The 20,374-nt window shown below is 44.4% G+C and carries 20 protein-coding genes and 1 pseudogene; all 21 read right to left on the bottom strand.

All coding sequences use genetic code 11. From position 1 onward, the window contains the following. Positions 1 to 262: 262 nt before the first annotated feature. The 21 genes and pseudogenes from F9802_RS09800 to F9802_RS09900 all read right to left on the bottom strand — a co-directional run bounded on the left by F9802_RS09800 (position 263) and on the right by F9802_RS09900 (position 20,307). Entirely contained in the window at positions 263 to 1,444 is a 1,182-nt protein-coding gene (locus F9802_RS09800) for a PDZ domain-containing protein (RefSeq protein ID WP_152151423.1), read from the bottom strand. A 172-nt stretch (positions 1,445 to 1,616) separates the two neighbouring features. Then, on the bottom strand, positions 1,617 to 3,071 hold the full coding sequence (locus tag F9802_RS09805; RefSeq protein ID WP_152151425.1) for a S41 family peptidase: 1,455 nt from the start codon (positions 3,069 to 3,071) through the stop codon (positions 1,617 to 1,619). Between the two features lie 162 nt (positions 3,072 to 3,233). After that, on the bottom strand, positions 3,234 to 4,382 hold the full coding sequence (locus F9802_RS09810) for a trans-sulfuration enzyme family protein (protein WP_152151427.1): 1,149 nt from the start codon (positions 4,380 to 4,382) through the stop codon (positions 3,234 to 3,236). A 107-nt stretch (positions 4,383 to 4,489) separates the two neighbouring features. Beyond that, entirely contained in the window at positions 4,490 to 5,071 is a 582-nt protein-coding gene (locus F9802_RS09815; RefSeq protein WP_152151429.1) for a redoxin domain-containing protein, read from the bottom strand. Next, positions 5,064 to 5,648, bottom strand: coding sequence for a hypothetical protein (locus F9802_RS09820; RefSeq protein WP_152151431.1), 585 nt, complete (start codon positions 5,646 to 5,648; stop codon positions 5,064 to 5,066). Before F9802_RS09820 ends, F9802_RS09815 begins: the two co-directional genes overlap by 8 nt. 245 nt (positions 5,649 to 5,893) lie before the next feature. Then, on the bottom strand, positions 5,894 to 5,995 hold the full coding sequence (locus tag F9802_RS09825) for a YjcZ family sporulation protein (protein ID WP_152151433.1): 102 nt from the start codon (positions 5,993 to 5,995) through the stop codon (positions 5,894 to 5,896). A gap of 165 nt (positions 5,996 to 6,160) precedes the next feature. Next, the gene (locus F9802_RS09830) at positions 6,161 to 7,495 is read right to left on the bottom strand and encodes a murein hydrolase activator EnvC family protein (protein WP_152151436.1); all 1,335 of its coding nucleotides are present in this window, start codon (positions 7,493 to 7,495) and stop codon (positions 6,161 to 6,163) included. Positions 7,496 to 7,572: 77 nt separating this feature from the next. Beyond that, positions 7,573 to 8,457 (bottom strand): permease-like cell division protein FtsX, encoded by an 885-nt coding sequence (gene ftsX, locus F9802_RS09835; RefSeq protein ID WP_152151438.1) that lies wholly within the window; start codon positions 8,455 to 8,457, stop codon positions 7,573 to 7,575. Next, entirely contained in the window at positions 8,447 to 9,133 is a 687-nt protein-coding gene (gene ftsE / locus F9802_RS09840; RefSeq protein WP_152151440.1) for a cell division ATP-binding protein FtsE, read from the bottom strand. The genes ftsX and ftsE overlap by 11 nt, the downstream gene beginning before the upstream one ends. 380 nt (positions 9,134 to 9,513) lie before the next feature. Then, entirely contained in the window at positions 9,514 to 9,858 is a 345-nt protein-coding gene (cccB, locus tag F9802_RS09845) for a cytochrome c551 (RefSeq protein WP_152151442.1), read from the bottom strand. Between the two features lie 432 nt (positions 9,859 to 10,290). Beyond that, a protein-coding gene (gene prfB / locus F9802_RS09850) for a peptide chain release factor 2 (RefSeq protein WP_152151444.1) occupies positions 10,291 to 11,389 on the bottom strand; the annotation gives its coding sequence in 2 pieces (ribosomal slippage) (positions 10,291 to 11,316 and positions 11,318 to 11,389; 1,098 coding nt in all). A gap of 405 nt (positions 11,390 to 11,794) precedes the next feature. Next, positions 11,795 to 14,299, bottom strand: a complete 2,505-nt coding sequence (gene secA / locus F9802_RS09855; protein ID WP_152151446.1) for a preprotein translocase subunit SecA — start codon at positions 14,297 to 14,299, stop codon at positions 11,795 to 11,797. Between the two features lie 154 nt (positions 14,300 to 14,453). Further along, positions 14,454 to 15,518, bottom strand: a complete 1,065-nt coding sequence (locus F9802_RS09860) for an SEC-C metal-binding domain-containing protein (RefSeq protein WP_152151448.1) — start codon at positions 15,516 to 15,518, stop codon at positions 14,454 to 14,456. Between the two features lie 124 nt (positions 15,519 to 15,642). Further along, positions 15,643 to 17,115 carry a hypothetical protein gene (locus F9802_RS09865; protein WP_152151450.1) on the bottom strand — a complete coding sequence of 491 codons (1,473 nt, stop codon included), beginning with the start codon at positions 17,113 to 17,115 and terminating at the stop codon, positions 15,643 to 15,645. A 493-nt stretch (positions 17,116 to 17,608) separates the two neighbouring features. Further along, positions 17,609 to 18,169: a ribosome hibernation-promoting factor, HPF/YfiA family gene (gene hpf / locus F9802_RS09870; RefSeq protein WP_152151452.1), complete on the bottom strand. Its 561-nt coding sequence runs from the start codon at positions 18,167 to 18,169 to the stop codon at positions 17,609 to 17,611. 352 nt (positions 18,170 to 18,521) lie between these two features. Beyond that, the gene (locus F9802_RS09875; protein ID WP_152151453.1) at positions 18,522 to 18,866 is read right to left on the bottom strand and encodes a flagellar protein FliT; all 345 of its coding nucleotides are present in this window, start codon (positions 18,864 to 18,866) and stop codon (positions 18,522 to 18,524) included. Next, a complete protein-coding gene (fliS, locus tag F9802_RS09880) occupies positions 18,866 to 19,270 on the bottom strand; it encodes a flagellar export chaperone FliS (RefSeq protein ID WP_152151455.1) in 405 nt (134 codons plus the stop codon). Before fliS ends, F9802_RS09875 begins: the two co-directional genes overlap by 1 nt. A 59-nt stretch (positions 19,271 to 19,329) precedes the next feature. After that, positions 19,330 to 19,443: pseudogene (locus tag F9802_RS09885) on the bottom strand (flagellar cap protein FliD N-terminal domain-containing protein); the annotation flags it as partial. Positions 19,444 to 19,460: 17 nt separating this feature from the next. Further along, positions 19,461 to 19,802 (bottom strand): flagellar protein FlaG, encoded by a 342-nt coding sequence (flaG, locus tag F9802_RS09890; RefSeq protein WP_152151457.1) that lies wholly within the window; start codon positions 19,800 to 19,802, stop codon positions 19,461 to 19,463. Positions 19,803 to 19,838: 36 nt separating this feature from the next. Continuing rightward, the gene (locus F9802_RS09895; RefSeq protein WP_152151459.1) at positions 19,839 to 20,060 is read right to left on the bottom strand and encodes a hypothetical protein; all 222 of its coding nucleotides are present in this window, start codon (positions 20,058 to 20,060) and stop codon (positions 19,839 to 19,841) included. Between the two features lie 43 nt (positions 20,061 to 20,103). Continuing rightward, positions 20,104 to 20,307, bottom strand: coding sequence for a YwbE family protein (locus F9802_RS09900; protein WP_152151461.1), 204 nt, complete (start codon positions 20,305 to 20,307; stop codon positions 20,104 to 20,106). Positions 20,308 to 20,374 lie beyond the last annotated feature (67 nt).

Genomic DNA, 20,374 nt, shown 5'->3' on the forward strand with positions numbered 1-20,374 from the left:
CTTCCTTTTCTTTTTACCACTTTTATTTTCCCGGCTAAAACAGGTAAACTACATATAACCACTTTTTCTTTTTCTGCACAAGGACATTTGTCATGCATAAAGGAGTGACTGCTTTGCAAAAAATGAAGATTTTGATCATAGAAGATGCAGAAAACGATGTTGTTCCAAAAGTTTTTTGAATGAAGAAAATCCTCAAGGGAATTTAATTTCCCCTGAGGATTTTTGATATAGTAATGTGCTGATTAATTATGAAAAATCATAGTTAACTTCCTTCTGCCACAAACCCTTTTTCCTCTTCGGCTAAAATTAAGCCAAGCCCATGATGCTCTCCTTCGTAAAGCGAGCCTTGGACAAAGCGTATTTGGCTGTTTACATCGACGACTTCGAGTTTGCAATAGGCGGCGTTTTTTTGCAGCGCTTCGTAAAACTCAGTGTACGTGTTAACTTCCATATTATTGACTTTATAAATAATTTCACCGATTTTTAAGTCCATTTTTTTCGCCGGTGTGTGCGGCAAAATCCCGAGGATCATGACGCCTTTCGGCTGCGGTGTAAAGAAATAATGGCGGTTCCTTTCATACGCATAGTGCCGCCTGGAAATCCAGATACGGCTGATGAAAGCGAAAGCGGCGCTTGCCACCGCGAGGAGCGGTACCCAGTAGGCTGCGACAGCCAGTAGAAGCGTAATGACACCGACCGTTATAATATTTTTCCCGGTCGCTTTGACTGCGAGTTCCGGGAGTGTGCTTTTGATGAGCTGGGCAAAGCCGACTAAAAAAGGAAACCAGATGAATGCATACGTTTCTGCTCCAATGGAAATAACCGGCCACCACGGCCACGGCGAAGTAAGATCGCCGGCAGGCAAAACTAAAAACACTGGCACGAGCCACAGTCGTTGAGCGAATTGAACTCCTACGTTTAATCCGCGCGGGCTTTCTGCGAGGCGCGGAGACGTTCCCTGCCAGCCCCGTTTGAACATAAGCAGGCCTTCAGTGATTAACAACAGCGCCAACAAGACAGCCATCGTCATCAATATCTTGCTGAGTGACAGCCCATCATACGGGATAAAGGTATAACCTGTTTTTTCCGAAACGGCGAAGATGAGCAAAGAGAGACCGATCGTCCAGGCGGGCGAGAGCAGCCGGAAACCGCCCACACTTAAAATGATCGTGACTGCAGCGATAAAGTTCAGCAGCTCGAGTGGCAGCGTTAATCCGGAAGCGATAGCCGCGATGGATAACAGCAATCCGATAAATAAACTGGAAGGCAAGATGTATCGAATTTCTTGATAAATATCATACACACGCGTGTGGAAATCTTTTCGCTCTCTCGTCACACGAAACATGCCGACGACGAAAGCGAGTAAAAATGAAAAATAAAAGACCGGATGAATAAATAATTTTCCGAAGCCAGCCAAAAGCTCCAATAACCATTCTTGTACCACGGCGTTCCCCCACCTTATATTGCTTACACTATATAGAATATTGTACCAAAGAAAGCGGGGGCGCGTGAATATATATTGTGAAAGAAGCGTTACGCTTCCAATTATAGGACAGGCAGTGGCCGGTCTGTTTACACTTTGCTATCCGGGCAGGCAATTGATAAATTGATCCTGCTTACTTTTTTAGACTTCTTATATAAGCCAAAGCCGCTTGCAGCTGGAGGTCATTTTTTTCTTTTTTCATTTCTTCCATCCATTTTTGTTCAAGCTTATTTGCTGTTTCTTTGTCGATCGTTCCTGTTTCTTCTAATCCTGTTTGAATTTGCAGGGCGCGGACCGCTTTTTCCGTTTCGGCACTGAAATAGCCGTCTGTCCGGCCGGGGGCGTAACCGAGACCGTCAAGCATCACCTGAGCGCTTTTCACGCTGTCATTGTTCATTTCGCGGGTGAGCGGTTTATTCACTTGCAGCGGGTGTGCATAAAAATATTTCGGCTGCCTTACTTCAATATCCGGACGGATGCCTTCTCCATGAATCCAGTTGCCGTTTGGCGTCAGCCACTTATGAGTCGTCAGCTTCAAATTGCTGCCATCCCCAAGCGGTACTGGCTGCTGCACCGTACCTTTGCCGAAGCTCTTTTCACCGATGACCGGATAGCCTTCCGCTTCTTTCAACGCACCTGCCAGAATTTCCGAAGCGGAAGCGCTGCCTTCATCCGTAAGCACCGCAATCGGATAAGGCTTTACTTTTTTCTTTTCCGAGAAGTACGGTATTTTGCGCCCTGTCTTTTCTTCAATTTGCATATAAGGCTTGTTTTCTGTGATGAGCACTTTTAAAATCTCTTCTACGCTCGTTAAAAAGCCGCCCGGGTTTCCGCGCACGTCAATGACGAGCCCGTCCAGTTCTTTTTTCTCAAGCTTTTTCAATTCGGATTTAAAATCCTTTGCTGTCTCTTCCGAGAATGATGTAATTTCAATAACTCCAACCTGCTTGCCCTTCTTTTCCTTCGTTTTCGCAAATACGGTTTCAATTGGGATTTCATTGCGCTTTACTTTTACATCAAGCGGCTTTGTCATGCCAGGACGGATGATGCCGATCGTGACAGTCGTTCCCTTTTTGCCGCGTATTTTTTTCGTCGCCTCAAAAATTGTCAGGCCGCTCACCGTCTTGCCGTTAATGGTGACAATTTGATCTTTCGGTTTCAACCCAGCTTTTTCCGCCGGAGAATCTTTAAATGGAGCAACAATTGTCAGCTTGCCGTCCACAACAGTAATTTCCGCGCCGATCCCTTCAAACGAAGAGTCGAGCGATTCTTCAAACTGCTCTACCGTTTCCGCATCCATATAAACGGAATATGGATCTTGCAAAGAACCAACCATTCCGTCAATCGCACCTTCTATTAGACTAGAACGGTCGACTTTTTCAACATATTGACCAGCAATCACTTCGTATGCTTTCTGTACTTTATGAAGCTCGTCCGGCAGCTCAGCCGGTGCCGCCTGTCTCTGCACGTTCTCTTGCGGCTGGCCCGCGCCCTCTTGTCCGTCGAGCGCCGCCAGGCCACCGTACATTCCTCCGGCTCCCGTTATAAAAGAAGACACCGCCAACACTGCCACCCATTTTCTCTTCACTATTCCGCCCCCTCCAATTTGGAAAGCTAAAAAAGCCGGCCGGCTCAATTCCGCACGGACAGCCCCTTCTCCTAACCTATGAAGCAGGCGGACAAGTTATGAACACAAAACGGGGTCAGTCCCTCATCGCTTTAAAGCGATGAGGGACTGACCCCCAATATATTAACGCAGTAACGCAGAAGAGATAGCCTGCTCAACCTGCCGGATAATATCTGATGACTCTTCGATGCCGGTGGAAATGCGGACGACTCTTTCGTTGATGCCTAGTGTGTGTTTCTCTTTTTCCGTCAATGAACGGTGCGAGGTGCCGAGCGGATAAGAGACAGTCGTTTCCACACCTGCTAAGGAAGGAACGATTTTAATCCAGCCAAGCGACGAGAAGAAGCGGCTCATATTGATCTCTTCCTTTAACTCGATCGTAACGACGGCGCCGTTGCCTTGTTCAGACACGTATTCCGGATAATACATTTTTTTCACTTGGCTGTGCTGGCGGAGAAAATCAGCCAGCTCTTGCGCATTTTTCGCCTGCCGCTCCATACGAATAGCTAATGTTTTTAACCCGCGGTAAGCAAGCCATGATTCGAACGGGCTTAAGTTCATTCCCATATTTACGATTCGGCTGCGGGCAGCGGCAATGAGCTCCTTGCGGCCGGCTACAACACCGGCTGTAATATCGCTATGGCCTCCGATATACTTTGTTGCACTGTGAACAACAAGGTCGATTCCCTTCGTATAAGGCTGCAGTAAATAAGGCGTTGCAAACGTGTTATCAACCATCGTATAGAGCTCGTGCTTTTTAGCAGTCTCCACAAGCGCATCCACATTTTCTACCCGTAAAAAAGGGTTTGTTATCGTTTCCGTATACAACAGCTTCGTATTTGGCTGAATAGCTGCTTCGATTGCCCGGCCGTCACTAAAATCAACAAACGAAGCAGTAATACCGAACGCCTTCAACTCTTCTTTGATCAGGTGGTAAGTGCCTCCGTACAGATCGCTTGCCGCGACGATATGATGGCCGCTTTGTGCCACCGCTAAAATACCTGCTAAAATCGCTCCAAGGCCGGATGAAGCGGCCACACCATCAGGAGCAGATTCAAGTGCCGCCACCCCCTTTGCCAGCTCATCTGAATTAGGGTTGCCGTTCCGCGTATACAAATAAGGAGTGTCCCCTTCAAAATACCCTTCCAGCTCTTCTAAGCTGTTAAACGAAAAAACAGACGTCTGGTAAATGGGCGTTGCCTTCGTTTTAAACTGACGCCCCTCCATAAGCCCGCTATGGACCGCCTTCGTCCTAAATGATTGACCTTCCATTCCATAAAGCACTCCTTCGTAATCAAATCAGCCTGCAGCACTTTAACGCGTTATCGCAGCGGGGGTCAGTCCCCCAACACTTTAAAGCGCTGAAGAATTGATTCCTTTTATTTTAGTTCGCTGATGAGTTGGTGCATCATTTGTTCGTCCATGGGTCCGATGATTTTTTGGTGGACGGTGCGGTCGGTGTTAAGAATGTAGGAAGTCGGGATGGTGACGACTTCGTATTGTTCACCGATCGTTCCGTCAACATCAAGCGGGATTGGGAACGTTAAGTCATATTGCTTGGCAAATTCGGCCACCGCTTCTTTGCTTTTGTCTGCACTCGTTAAATTTACCGATAAAATTTCCACGTTGCTTTTTTCAGCTTCTTTTTTATAAAAGTTTTGCATATGGGGCATTTCCGCTTTACAAGGCGGGCACCACGTCGCCCAGAAATTTAAAATGACTTTTTTGCCTTCATAATCTGACAGCGACACTTTTTTTCCATCTAGTGTTTGTAGAGTGAAATCAGGTGCTTTATCGCCGAGTCCGATACCGGATACTGCTCCTGAAGCGATTCTTTCATCCGTCACTTTTAAGCCCGGATTTTCAATTTCCGTAATTTCCTTCTTATCCTTCATAATGTTCATTGCTGCAATGCCAACGAGCAACACGAGCAGCAACACGCCAAACCATTTTTTATTCAACTGGATCCCTCCTGATGATTAAAGTAAAAAACAACGCTGCACCTATATACAGCAGACCGCCACTTGAAAATAACTCAGCGGTCAACGACTCAAACAACAGCTGCCATAACGTAAACAGCCAGACTGTGCCCCTTATTTGCTTCATAGGTATAGCGAGCAAGACGACTCCCCCGGCCAGCTGGATGAGCGGCCAAAGGACTGCTTGTCCGGTTAACAAGGCTAAAACGATTTCAAATGAGACTCCTGTCAGCATCCATATCCAAGCAGCCAGTGCCCGTTTTTCAGCCGGGCATTTCCAGACAATGTACAAAAGAACGAATATAAATGCGAGCCAAACCCCTTTCCAGCCGCCATTAAAATATAAAAGCGACAAAGGCGCCTGCATTACGAGTGAAAAGCTGAACAAGAGGATGCTCAGTTTCCATACAGCGATAAAGAGAAAGACAGCGTTTCCGTAAACATCTAAAAGCACCTTGTCCTTTTTCAGCCAGAGAACAATGGCTGAAATGAAAAAAGCAGCAATCACGGCGAGTTGGGAAGCATGTACGGTCAAAGAACCAATCGTAAACCAGTTCATTTCATTTTATTCCTTTGACAGAAAAATATCATCTTCTACGCTGCTTTCATTCATTCGTTTTTCTGACAGAGCCAGGTTATACTCAGCTTTTCCCCTAAAAAAATAAACACACATATCATCTGCTCCCTTATACTCATATAGGTATCACTTTACAATAAAACGACGTCTTCGTCCAACGTCTTTCATTATAGTTAAAAACGGGCTGCCTTAAAAGGTCAACCCGTTTTCCTTCTCTTCAATAATCATTAGTAGCCCCAGCCAATATAAGCTGCTCCAACAATGATTAAGAGAATGAACAAGACAACGATTAACGCAAATCCGCTTCCGTATCCGCCACCACCGCTCATACTTTACACCTCCCCTGCACTTACAATTACAGATTATTCAAAAAGGGGAAGATTGCGCGGGCGAACGCCCAGATCCGAATCTTTAGGCAGAAGCAGAAAAGAGAACAATAAGTAATAAAAAAGCTGCCTCCAGCAGCTTTTAAAAGCTTTTGAGGCAGCTCAACATTAAAAGTTAATATACTTGCGCGGGTCAACAGCATTTTCTTTTGACAGCGTCCACGGTCCTTCGTGAATCTCAAAGTGCAAGTGCTGTCCGAAAGAACGGCCTGTATTTCCCATATAGCCGAGTGTTTGGCCTTTTGAGACGCTTCCACCTTGTACGACACGCTCAGACAAATGGGCATAAACGGTTGTGAATACTTTTCCATTAATGGAATGCGATACCAAAATAACGTTTCCATAAGAAGATGAGTAGTAAGAACGGATAACTACTCCGTCAGCCGCGGCCACGATCGGCACGCTGACGCCATTCGCAATATCAATGCCTTTATGGTCGCCTAAGCTTCTTAAGCCAAATTCGGAAGACACATGCCCTTGAGCCGGACGCATAAATGAACCTGATGAAACAGCTGGCGCGTCATTTGAGCGGCTGACTGGCGCTGTTTCTTCTTTAGCAGGGGCAGGCTTGCTGCTGTTTTTCTTTTCGCTCACTGCGGCCTGCTGCTCTTTTTCACGAGCAAGACGTTCCTGCTCTTGACGTGCTTTTTCTTCTGTCGCTAGGCGCGCTTTTTCAGAAGAAATCGCTGCTTTAATCGCTGCTTCTTGAGAAGAAAGCAATTCCTGTTCTTCTGTTAAGCTCAATTTTTGGTTGTGCGTATGATCTTCTTCACTTGCCAGCTTGGCCATGACTTTATCTTTCTCTGTCTTTTTCTTATCAAGGCCCGATTTTAATTCTTGCAAGTCAGCAAGCATATTTTCAAGATTAGCCAGCTTTTCTTTTACTTTCTTTTCATTTTCTTCAAGCTGCGCTTTATCTTTCTCTTGCTCTTCTAAAATTTCTTTATCCGCATTCACAAGAGTTGTCACCGCACTCGCACGGTTAATAAAATCACTGAAACTTTCTGAACCAAGCAGCACGTCCATGTAGCTCGCTGAACCACCGCTTTGCTGGAGGGAACGGGCACGCTCTTGCAAAACGAGATTCCGCTCCGCAATGCGGACTTTTAATTCTTCTATTTCTTTTTGGAGTTTAGTAATTTCTTTTTTTGTCTCAGCAATGTCTGTTTGTTTTTCACGAATTTGCTTTTCTGCTTTTGAAATCGATTGATCAAGCTGCTTAATTTCTGCAGACAGCTTTTCCTGCTCGCTTTGCAGTTCCGTGATTTTTTTATTTTTCTCATTGATGTTTTGCTCAATATTTGATTGTTTCTCGTCAATTTGGTGCTGGCGGCTTTCGAGATCGGATAACTTTGAAGCAAATACCTCTTCCGCCAGTCCAAAAGTACTTCCAAATCCTAGTGATGCTGCTAAAGCTACCGTTAGTCCTACACGTTTCTTCAAACTCCAATTCTCCTCTCTGTTCCCCTGAAAAAATTCTCGTTTAGACGCTTATTAAGCGAATATACGTATACTGTCTATTACACTTTTAAAAATTTGCGAACGGCCATAAAGCTTCCCCACATACCGATAAACGCACCGATCAGCAAGATAATGCCGCTGATTTGCCACACGAACGGGAAATAAGCGAGCGGCTGAATGAAATGGCCTTGCATGCGCATCGTCATCGCTTCAATGACATACGAATAGCCGATAGCTATCGCTGCAACAGGCAGTATGGAACCGATTAGTCCAAGCCACAGCCCTTCTAATAAGAACGGCCAGCGAATAAACCAGTTTGTGGCTCCTACTAATCTCATAATCTCAATTTCTTTGCGTCGTGCAAAAATCGTCATTTTAATTGTATTTGAAATTAAAAACATCGCAGTAAACAATAAGCCAAGGCTCAAGATCATGCCAATATTCCGGCTTGTCTTTAAAAAGCTAAATAGCCTTTCGACTTTTTTCTCACCATAAATAGCGTCTTCTGTATAATCAAATGTTTTAATTTTCTTGGCCGCTTTCGGTGTGTCTGCCGGCCGCTTCGTTTTCACGACGAACACATCGTATAACGGGTTGTTTTGTTCAAACAAAGCAAAGTCATCACCGAGGTCTTTAATTAAATTTTGCAGCTCTTTTTCTTTCGTAGAATATGTAATACTCTCTACTTCAGGCAGGTTTTTAATCTGCTCTTTCAGCGCCTGCTGCTCAGTTTCGGTTGCGTCGAGCTTGATCAGCACGCGCACTTCAACGTCTTTTTCTATATCGGTTGCTGCCTTGTTTAAGTTCAGTAGAACGGTGAGAAAAACACCGACTAACAAGAGCGTAACGGTCACAGCCGACACAGCAGCAAATGTCATCCAGCCATTTCTGCTTAAATTTTTGAAGCTCTCCCGAAAATGGCGGCGGAATGTACTAGGCTTCATACCCGTAATCACCCCGCTGTTCATCCCGGACAATCCGGCCGTTTTCAATCGCGATCACCCGGCGGCGAATCGTGTTGACAATTTCTTTGTTGTGCGTAGCCATCACGAGGGTCGTGCCTTGATCATTAATTTTTTCAAAGATGCTCATAATATCCCAAGCTGTATCCGGGTCAAGATTTCCTGTTGGCTCGTCCGCAATGACGACTTTCGGCTTGTTGACGATGGAGCGCGCAATCGAAACGCGCTGCTGTTCTCCGCCGGATAGTTCAGACGGAATCATTCTCGCTTTGTTTTTTAGGCCGACGAGATTCAGCACATCCAGCACCCGCTTTTTAATAACAGCAGGGCTTTCTTCGATCACTTCCAAGGCGAATGCAACATTTTCATAGACCGTAAGAGTTGGCAGCAGTTTGAAATCCTGAAATACGACACCAATCTGGCGGCGCAGCAATGGAACATTTCTGTCTTTTAATGTCGACAAATTCACTCCATTTACAACGATCCGGCCTTCCGTCGGTTTTTCCTCTCTGTACATCATCTTGATGAAAGTCGACTTGCCGGCACCGCTCGGCCCGACGACATAGACAAATTCACCTTGTTTAATGGAAACGTCAATGCTCCGCAAAGCCGTTACTCCATTCGAGTATTTTTTTGTCACGTCTTTCATTTCTATCATGAAATCACCTATCGTTTTTTGTCAGTTATACGAAAAAAAAGCTGAAGAACCCAGCTTCTTTCTTCCTAAATCCAGATTTATTATAGCATTGATTAAACGCATGTTAATGGATATTTTTATTACATTTTCTTTTCAAACCGTAATATTCCCGATTATTTTTCAAGTTTTTCAACATAAACGATCGGCTTTTCTTTGTTGCTCTGCTAATAAGCGGTCTAAAAAAATTGAAATATTTTGTAACAACCAATCTGAAAGAAAACATTTTTTGTCGAAATATGGAGGTGTTTTTTGTTGGATCGAGCAGGCGGAGGGTTTTTCGCTGTGCGATGGGAGACAAAATAAAAAAACGCAGCCCAATCGCTGCGTTCTTTGCATCGTTCTTATTTTTTTGTAGCCAGCCACTCAGCAACTGCTTCGGCATCTGCGCCTTCAACAACATTTGGAGGCATTTGGCCTTGTCCGTTTTTAATGATGTTTAAAATATCGTCTTTACTGTGATCGGCTCCTACTTTATCTAAAGCTGGACCGACCGCGCCTTCAAGGTTTTCTCCGTGACAGCTAAGACAGCTTTGCTTATACACTTCTTCACCACGTGCATTCGCAGTTTCTGTTCCTGCATCATTGTTGCCTTCATTTGCTTTGTCATCTCCATCTCCGCCGCCGCATGCAGCCAGCGCCATAGATGAACCAATTAACAAAGCCATTAATGATTTTTTGAATTTCATGTTCTCTCCTCCTTGGTGAAATTACGCAATGCATGTTAAGTATACCAGAATTGCCATGTTTTAAAACCTTCTCAAAGCTCGGAGGAAAACCGGCCAAAGTAATGACAAACATAGCCTGATCAAACCCTTTTTACTACTTGTTTCACCTTTGTGAAATTTGTTTAACTGGCTGTTTACATATGGAAAGGCTACCCGGTATTCTTTCATCCTGCATTAAAGGATATTTTACCCCATTGCGGTTGATTTTATGTAACCACCCGGCACATACTTTTTCTCATCATATAATTATTAAAATAACCATTTTCGACTGCTTTAAACCTAATTTGTCTAAATCGATCGTTTTGTTTGCAAGCGCGTCTCAAAATCGTGCTAATTCCGCGGTTAAATAAAACCCTTTGCTGACTGCTTCAGCAAAGGGCAACTGTCGTTCTTTTATAATCGGGAGCGCAAATACGCATTAATGAACGGGGTGATGTCGCCGTCCATAACAGCTTGCACGTTTCCTGTTTCTTCATTTGTACGATGGTCTTTTACCATGGAGTACGGATGGAACACGTATGAACGGATTTGGCTTCCCCAGCCAATTTCCTTTTGCTCGCCGCGAATTTCCGCGAGTTCCGCTTCCTGTTCTTCAATTTTCTTCTGATACAATTTCGCTTTCAGCATTTTCATCGCTTGGTCACGGTTTTTAATTTGCGACCGCTCTGACTGGCACGTTACGATTGTATTCGTCGGCACGTGTGTAATCCGGACGGCTGAATCTGTCGTATTCACGTGCTGTCCGCCGGCGCCGCTTGCCCGATACGTATCAACTTTCAAATCTTCCGTGCGGATATCAATTTCAATTTCATCGTTAAATTCCGGCATAACTTCGCATGAAACGAACGAGGTGTGCCGGCGTCCGGATGAATCGAATGGTGAAATGCGTACTAAACGATGAACGCCTTTTTCCGCTTTCAAATAGCCGTATGCATTGTGACCTTTGAATAAAAGGGTAACGCTTTTCACACCAGCTTCATCTCCAGGCAGATAATCCATCGTTTCCACTTTAAAGCCCTGCTTCTCTCCCCATCGCGTATACATGCGCAGCAACATCGAACCAAAATCTTGTGACTCCGTACCGCCCGCTCCAGGATGAAGTTCTAAAAGGGCATTGTTCTTATCATAAGGATCACTTAATAGCAGCTGCAATTCAAAATCACTGATTTGATTGCGAAATTCCTCCAGCTCACTTTCCAGCTCACCTTGAAGTTCAGCATCCGCTTCCTCTTTCACAAGCTCATGCGTCAGCTCCAGGTTCTCCTGCGTCTCCAGCAAATCATTGTACTCATTGACAATTTCTTTTAAACCGTTCGCTTCATTAATGACCACTTGAGCGGCCTGCTGATCATCCCAAAAGTTCGGGTGAAGCATTTCATCATCAAGCGCCGCAATACGTTCCTCTTTGTTTTCTAAGTCAAAGAGACCCCCTGAAGTCCGCCAATTTCTTAGCTGTTTTGTCTAACTCATTTCGAATCTCAAATAATTCCATATAAGCACCTCTTATTCATTTTTATGATAAAAAATCAAAACTATTTGTTACTTTTGCTGTGTTGTTCATCATTTTAGCTATGTTGTTCACGAATTTGGCACGTTGTTCGTCATTTTGGCTACTTTCTTCACGATTTTAGCGCGTTGTTCATCACTTTGGCTATGTTGTTCACGACTTTGGTGCGTTGTTCGTCACTTTGGCTACTTTTTTCACGTTTTTAGCACGTTGTTCGCCATTTCAAACATTTTGTTCACGTTGAACGAGCGCCTTTCGCTTTTCTATTGTCCAGCTGCAGGCGCTAGCGCGTACGCTGATTTCGCTCTCTCTGTCGGAGTCAAAGAACGACTCCTTGTCGAGAGCTATAAATCCGCTATCGCGCTGAACGAGCGCCTTCCGCTTTTCTACTTACCCACAACAGTTTTTGTATTTTTTGCCGCTGCCGCATGGGCATGGTTCGTTTCTGCCGACTTCGGGGGCTTTTCGTACGGGTTTCTTTTTGGCTTTCTTGCCTTCGTCTTCTTTCGGGTTGACGGCTTGGCCTTTGGCGACTTCCTGGCGCTCGAGATTGTTGCGAATTTCGGCTTTCATGACGTATTTGGCTGCTTCTTCGTTGATGGAAGCGACCATGCTTTCGAACATGGCGAAGCCTTCGTTTTGGTATTCGCGCAGCGGATCGATTTGGCCGTAGGCGCGCAGATGGATTCCCTGGCGCAGCTGGTCCATAGCATCGATGTGGTTAATCCACTTAGAATCGACGGCACGAAGCAGCACGACTTTTTCAAATTCCCGCGTTTGCTCTTCCCCCATTTGTTCTTCTCTTTCGTCATATCGCGCTTTCACTTTGGCATAGATGACATCAATCATTTCATCGGCGTCTTTGCCTTGCAAGTCAGCTATTGTAAGTTCGCCTTCACTTAGCAAATTACCGTTTACGTAATCAGCGATTCCTTGCAAGTTCCACTGTTCTTCTGATTCAGCCGTGTTCACTTGCGCCTGGACAGCTTGTTTAATGACCGTCATGATCATGCCTTCTAAAATTTCGCGCAGGTTTTCTGATTCCAATACATCATCACGCTGTTTATAAATAATTTCACGTTGCTGGCGCAAGACATCATCGTATTCAAGCAGGCGTTTACGGGCATCAAAGTTGTTGCCTTCGACACGTTTTTGGGCGGACTCTACCGCTTTGCTGACCATTTTGCTCTGAATTGGCTGGCTGTCATCCATGCCGAGCCTTTCCATCATTGATTTCATGTTATCAGACCCGAAGCGGCGCATGAGTTCATCTTCCATAGAAAGATAAAACTGCGTAACCCCCGGGTCCCCTTGACGGCCCGAACGTCCGCGCAGCTGATTATCGATTCGGCGCGATTCATGGCGTTCGGTACCAATGACAGCAAGACCGCCAAGTTCTTTCACACCTTCTCCGAGCTTAATGTCTGTTCCACGTCCGGCCATGTTTGTGGCTATCGTTATAGCACCCGGCTGACCGGCTTCAATAATAATTTCCGCTTCACGGCCATGATTTTTCGCATTTAACACGTTATGAGGAACACCACGTTTTGTCAGCAAAGAAGAAATCAATTCAGACGTTTCAATCGCCACTGTACCGACTAACACCGGCTGCTTCAATTGATAACGCTGATAAATGTCTTCCACAACAGCCCGAAATTTGCCTTCGATGGAAGCATAAATTAAATCCGCCCGGTCATCACGGGCAATCGGACGGTTCGTCGGAATGCTGATGACTCTCATGTTGTAAATGTTGCGGAACTCTTCTTCTTCCGTTTTCGCTGTACCCGTCATACCGGACAGCTTTTCGTACATCCGGAAAAAGTTCTGGAATGTGATCGTCGCCATTGTCATGCTTTCATTCTGAATAGAGACGCCTTCTTTCGCTTCAATTGCCTGGTGAAGGCCATCGCTGTAACGGCGCCCTTTCATTAAGCGGCCAGTAAACTGGTCTACGATGACGACTTCATCTTCCTGTACTACGTAATCAACGTCGCGCTGCATCGTTACATGTGCTTTTAACGCTTGATTAATGTGGTGATTCAGCGTCACGTGTTTTAAATCAAACAAGTTTTCGATGCTGAACGCTTTTTCCGCTTTATTAATCCCGTCCTCTGTCAGCAGCACGCTTTTTGTTTTTTCATCGTACGTGTAGTCGTCTTCCTTCTTTAACGTACGGACAAAGCTGTTCGCGTGAATGTACAGCTGAGTGGATTTTTGCGCCTGGCCGGAAATGATGAGCGGCGTCCGTGCTTCATCAATTAAAATCGAGTCGACTTCATCAATGACAGAATAATGAAGCGGGCGCTGTACTTTATGTTCTTTATAAAGCACCATATTGTCCCGCAAATAATCAAAGCCGAACTCATTGTTCGTTCCGTACGTAATATCCGCTGCATACGCTTCTTTTTTCTCTTCTTTCGACAAGCTGTTTAAGTTCAAGCCAACCGTTAAGCCGAGAAAATTATATAGTTCGCCCATTTCCGCTGCGTCACGGGAAGCGAGATATTCGTTGACTGTAATAACATGAACGCCTTTTTTCGTAATGGCATTTAAATATACCGGCATCGTCGCTGTCAGCGTTTTCCCTTCACCCGTTTTCATCTCGGAAATATTGCCTTCGTGAAGAGCAATCCCCCCCATCAACTGGACACGGTAAGGATAAAGGCCGAGCACACGGCGCGCCCCTTCACGCACAACGGCGAACGCTTCTGTTAACAAATCATCAAGCGATTCGCCTTTCGCATACCGCTCTTGAAACTCTATCGTTTTGGCACGAAGCTCTTCATCAGACAGATTTTCCATTTCATCTGCCAACCCCTCGATTTTCAGTGCCATCTTTTCTAATCGCTTTACATCTCGTTTATTTGCATCAAACATTTTCGTTAATAAACCCATTTATAGCCGCTCCTTTTTACTTGCAACAAGTTAGTCCGTGAGCCAATAAATCTCATAAAATTCCTATTCAATATTACCACTATCGCCTACTTGAAACAACTGAACGGCACACGGAGGGCTTCTTCAAAAATAAAAACGCCCATAAAAGGCGTTTTTATTTTTGAGCAGCTTTTTCTCCTTGCTGCAGACGCTCCTGAAGAACTTTTTCCATTTCCTTCGCTCGCTTTGATAAACTCGAAGCAGATACTTCAAGCCGGGCAGCAAGTGCACTGTTGGAATAGCTTGTTTCAATAATTTGATAAGACTGGAATAGTGAATAAAGAGCCGCCGTATAAATTTCGGGTTTGCGAATTGTCGGATTTTCTTTTTGGCAGTACAAATTCCATAAAAGCACCGCTGTTTGCTGCCGGAGCTCTTCTACCCCTTCTTCTTGTAAAAAGGCAAGCAAAGCATCCGCTGTTTTTTCCTGCGACTCTTTTTCCCATTTTAATTCACCGTAGTCAAAAGCTTGTTCCTCAACTTCGTTACGTTCGTCGTAAATGGCGAATATACCTTCAAGCACGGACAGCCAATTTTCAGCTAAAAAGGCTTGTGAGCTCTTTTCTTCCGATTGTTCAAACTGAGAAGCCATCCACTTCTCCGCTTTCGGCACCATGTGCTGCTCAAAGTGGAAATCAATCATAAAGAACGTGTACTCTTTTTCAAACGGCAGCAATCCGCCGATCACAAATACTCCGTCTACCGGCAACTGTCGGCGTGCGCGGATCGCTATTTTTTCACCCGATAAAACGTCTTCTACTTCATAAATATTTTCCCGGACGGCCTTGACGGTGCCCGCTGTAAATTTCACCTTTGGCCATGTAAGGAAAATGTTTCTTGTTCTCTCCCTTTTCACAGATTGCGCACGAAGGGCTACAAACTCTTCTAGAATTGTCTGGCCGTTTTTAACTGGTCTCGTTAAAATAAACCAGATTTCAAAAGCAACTAAATAAACTTGCGGATCTTTGCGGAGAACTTCATATGTATGTAAGAGCGATTGAAACTGCTTTTTCATTTCATGTGAATAATGTTCCATCGCGTAATCAATTAATTCGCGCTGTAGATTTTCCAATTCTTCCTGCATTACTCCGTGAATCGCTGAGCCTTCCACTTTGCCACAGCATTTTTTGAACTTTTTCCCGCTTCCGCATGGACATGGTTCATTGCGTCCAACTGACATCAATTTACTCCTCCTCTGGATGATCAAACTCTTTCGTATTTTTCTATATTAACACGGATTGTCAACTCACAACAAAACAGACTCCCAAAATCGGGAGCCTGTCTAATTATAGTTTTCATTTTTCTTACAGAATTGTTCCTCCTGTGCTTTGAGAATTAATCTGTTCTGCAAGTTCGTTCAAGCGGTTTTCCAAGTCATCTAGTCTATCAGTTACACCCCCGCCTGCCGTAACCTCTTCTACTTCGTTCACTACAGGTTCTACTGGCGTTTCAACCATTCCTTCTTCTACTGCTGGTGCTTCTTCAGCAACCGGGATTTCAGGCGTTATTTCTTCGGGAGCAGTTTCAATGTCGCCTTCTTCAGGTGTTGGAGCTGGTGTTTCTGCTTCGCCCTCTTCAGCTGCTGGAGCTGGTGCTTCTGTTTCACCTTCTTCAGCTGCTGGAGCTGGCGCTTCTGCTTCGCCTTCTTCAGGTGCTAGAGCTGGCGCTTCTGCTTCGCCTTCTTCAGGTGCTGGGGCTGGTGTTTCTGCTTCGCCCTCTTCAGGTGCTGGGGCTGGTGTTTCTGCTTCGCCCTCTTCAGGTGTTGGGGCTGGTGTTTCTGCTTCGCCTTCTTCAGGTGCTGGAGCTGGTGTTTCTGTTTCACCCTCTTCAGGTGTTGGGGCTGGTGTTTCTGTTTCACCCTCTTCAGGTGTTGGAGCTGGTGTTTCTGCTTCGCCTTCTTCAAGTGCTGGAGCTGGTGTTTCTGTTTCACCCTCTTCAAGTGTTGGAGCTGGTGTTTCTGCTTCGCCTTCTTCAGGTGCTGGAGCTGGTGTTTCTGCTTCGCCCTCTTCAGGTGCTGGAGCTGGCGCTTCTACTTCGCCTTCTTCAGGTGCTGGAGCTGGTGTTTCTGCTTCGCCTTCTTCAGGTGCTGGAGCTGGTGTTTCTGCTTCGCCTTCTTCAGGTGCTGGAGCTGGTGTTTCTGCTTCGCCTTCTTCAGGTGTTGGAGCTGGTGTTTCTGCTTCGCCTTCTTCAGGTGCCGGAGCTGGCGCTTCTACTTCGCCCTCTTCAGGCGTTGGAGCTGGTGTTTCTGTTTCACCCTCTTCAGGTGCTGGCACCGGTACTTCTGGTGCTTCATCGACAATGGTTTGGATTAACGTATTCACTTGGACTTGGAGAATTTCTACTTTTTCTTCACGCTCTTGTACTTCCACTTGGGATGTTCCTTTTGAAGCTAAGGAATCCAGTCGGTTGTTTACAGCTCCCAAACGATTCTCTAAAGCTTGTAATTTATTTGCGTATTTTGTGTTCTCTGTTGTTTCTTCAACTGCTGGCTCATTTCCATCACTTTCTTCAACTGCTGGAGTCTCTAAATTTAACGAATCGACTTCTTGTTTATATTCTACAAGCTTATGTTCAATCTTTACAAGCTGCTTATCGATCGATTTAAGCTGCTGCGCTTTCCCTTTTATTTTCTCGGTGTTAATCGATTTTGCCCATTCGTGCTTTTCGGTCGGTTGAACATCCTCTTGTTGAGCATGTCCATAAATCGGGGCGGAGAAAATCGTTCCTGCTGCTAGAGTCATTGCGAGTACGGATGATACCTTCTTCTTTTTCGTCATTCACCTATTCCTCCTTCAACATGATTAAGCAAAGAGCGACAGCTGGCCTAAGAGCCTGAATGTCTTCTGACCGGGTGATTCCCAGACACATTCTTTACGCTACCCATCATAACGGCTGCTTCAACGCTAAACCAAGTCCTAATCTAAAAAGGGGAAAGCCCTACCGTCAATATTACATTTATATACATTTTTCTCACATTTTTGTATATCCAACAGGAACAAATCCTCGAATACTTATGTTGCTTCCGTCCTCTTTCTTCAAAAAAAATGTTCGTTAAAAAGCGTAATATCAAGGTTTAAGAGCAAATACCCAAAAATTCATTTGTAAAAAATAACCACCAACCAAGCAAGCCTGTCAATATTACTAATATTCCGACAAAAACAGTAAGTTTGAAGGAGTTTAAATCTCTGAAAGAAAGTTTGAGATGTCATTTCCTCTTTTCAAACAATAAAAAAATTCCGCTGCCAGATGACAGCGGAATTTTTCTACTTATTAACTTGTTTCAATCAAGCCGTATTTACCATCTTTACGTTTGTACACGATGTTCGTGCCATTGCTCTTTGCATCTGTATAAATGAAAAAGCTGTGGCCGAGAAGATTCATTTGCAGAACAGCTTCTTCAGAATCCATCGGTTTCAAATCAAATTGTTTCGTGCGGACGATCGCCAGTTCATCCGTGTCTTCTTCGGCTTCCGTTGGCGCCACTTCACTTTGTGCAATTGCAAAGTAATCTTGCAGTTCGCCTTTTTCACGGAATTTGCGATTCACTTTTGTTTTATGTTTGCGGATTTGCCGTTCTAGTTTGTCGACAATTAAGTCAATGCCCGCGTACATATCTTCATTTCGCTCTTCAGCTCGAAGCACTAGGTTTTTCATTGGAATAGTGACTTCGATTTTCGAGTTTTTATCAGGATAAACTTTCAGGTTCACGTGAACAGTAGCATTTGGAGTTTCAATAAAATAACGCTCCAGCTTGCTAATTTTTTTCTCGACGTATTCACGAATCGCCGGAGTTACTTCAATGTTTTCACCACGGATGTTATAGTCTAACATGTAAACTCCTCCTTCACATATAACTATGTATATATATTTCTCCTTTCCCTCAAAAACTCCTGCTTAACCTTTTAAAATTGTTTGTCGAATTTTCAATATATAATAATTATTCTGTCTATTATTTTTCATTACGAAAACATCCAAGCTGATTCAAGAAAAAATAGCTATCTCAGGGAGTATACGACGAGAGTCAGGAAAAAATGTCTGTTTCTCACATGATCGTGTGCGAGTCAGATAATGTGGTCTCTAAGTCACTAATTCTACCCGCTAATTCAGGAAAGCCGCTTCCTTTTCGGTAATCCCTGTCAAAAAAAACAAAAAAGCGAACTAGCAGGAACTAGTTCGCTCAAACTCAATTCTTTTTATCGTAAAAAACACCGTCTAATTGCATGGATGCATACGGATTGACGTATTTATTTACGGAATCTTTTTTCTTTGTTAAGCCTTGCATGTCTTTTTGAATCGCTTCTTTTAACTTTCTCAACTGGCTGTCAATTACCGCATTGCGCTCGACCATTTCCCGGCCAAGCCGCTGCTCTTCTTCTTTAAAAGGCGGCTGGATACCTGCCAGCAGTGCCTGTCTCTTTTCAAGCAGCTCTTCAATCGCCGCAACCGCTTCATCGCGGTCTGCCGGCGGATGGATCACGAGTTGAAACAGCTTTTCTGTTACTTCATAACAAGCTTTCACGGCAGACATTACGCCTGGCCGCCTGCACCGGCATGCTGAAGCTCGCGGTTTTTCTGAATCACTTCTTTCCATGCATCGCGGAATTCAGTCACAAAACCTTCGACCTCTTCTAAAACCGCTGTGTCGCTTTTAATATTGGCTTCGATTAAACGACGGTTCAAATAATCATATAAAGACAGCAAGTTTTCAGATACAGCTACATCCATATTGAGCGTTACCATCAGCTCCTGGATGATTGCCTGCGCTTTTTGGATACTTGTATTTTTAGCTTCAATGTCTTGATCGGCAATCGCTTTTTTTGCTTGATTAATAAATTTTAAACAGCCGTTATAAAGCATGAGCGTCAGCTCGCCGGGAGAAGCAGTCGTCACTGCGTTATTCGAATATGTTTGATATGGGTTTTTCATTGCCATGAAAAAAACACTCCTTTAATAATTAAAGATTACTGAAATTGATTCATTAAAAACATCGATTCTAGAAATTGTTTCTTTTGCGTGAGTTTATCGAGCGGCATCCGCTCGGCTTTCATCAAGTCTTTAACCATTTGGTCGATGTCCATGCCACTCGCCAGTCCGCCAATCCGCATTGTGATGCCTCCTTAAATCAAATCTTTTTATCTACTAAAACCCCTAAGTATTCAGTCATGGCTGCGTACATATCGAGCAGCTTTTTCGATGGTATTTCTCTGATCACTTCATGCGTGATGTCATCTACCATCGTTACGTAATACTCTTCCAATTCATCATGAAATTCAAATTTCAAATGTGTATTCGACGGTTTTAGAAAGTCGTTCATTCCTCGCACGACTTTTTCCATCTCACTTTTATCCGGCTGGCGCTGTGCCGTATCCGAATAATTTGCTTGTTGCTCCACTGCCGCTTTTACTTGACCTGTCTGATTAACAGGTTGAATGAGTGATTTAACCCTGTCCACTTTTTCTATCATTCATTACCGCTCCTTCCGGCATGATTTTGCTACTAGTTATATCGGAAGGAGCTTGCGGATGTTAATAAGGAGAAAAGAATCAATTGAGAGGTTGTGTGGAAAATTTGGAAAGAAAAACAGCCGGGAGTGCCCGGCTTGTCCGTTTATATGATCGTGAACTAAGGCAGCAATGCTTTGAAAATAAGCTTCTTCATGGGGCACGAAGTCTGTTTTTCGAATCGTTTTCTGAACTGAAATACGCTCGCCTTCTTCACTCATTACATAGCCTTCCACAGCTGTGGATCATTTCCTCTTTCACCAGTTACTCTCCAGCTGAATAAATATGCTGAACGCGCCCGACCTGGCCATCTTGCAGTCTCACTTTAATGCCGTGCGGATGCGAGCTTGAATTCGTTAAAATATCTTTCACTATTCCTGTCGTTCTTTTTCCCGTCCGCTGATCTTGTTTTAATACAATATCTACCTTTATTCCAGGCTGGATATCTTTGCGGGTTTTTCCGTTCATTTGATCAACTCCCTTTCGGATTGGTGCTTTCTCTCTTTAATATAGTCGATTTTTCATATCATTTACA

The organism is Bacillus aerolatus (assembly GCF_009183655.1).
GTDB lineage: Bacteria > Bacillota > Bacilli > Bacillales > Domibacillaceae > Pseudobacillus > Pseudobacillus aerolatus.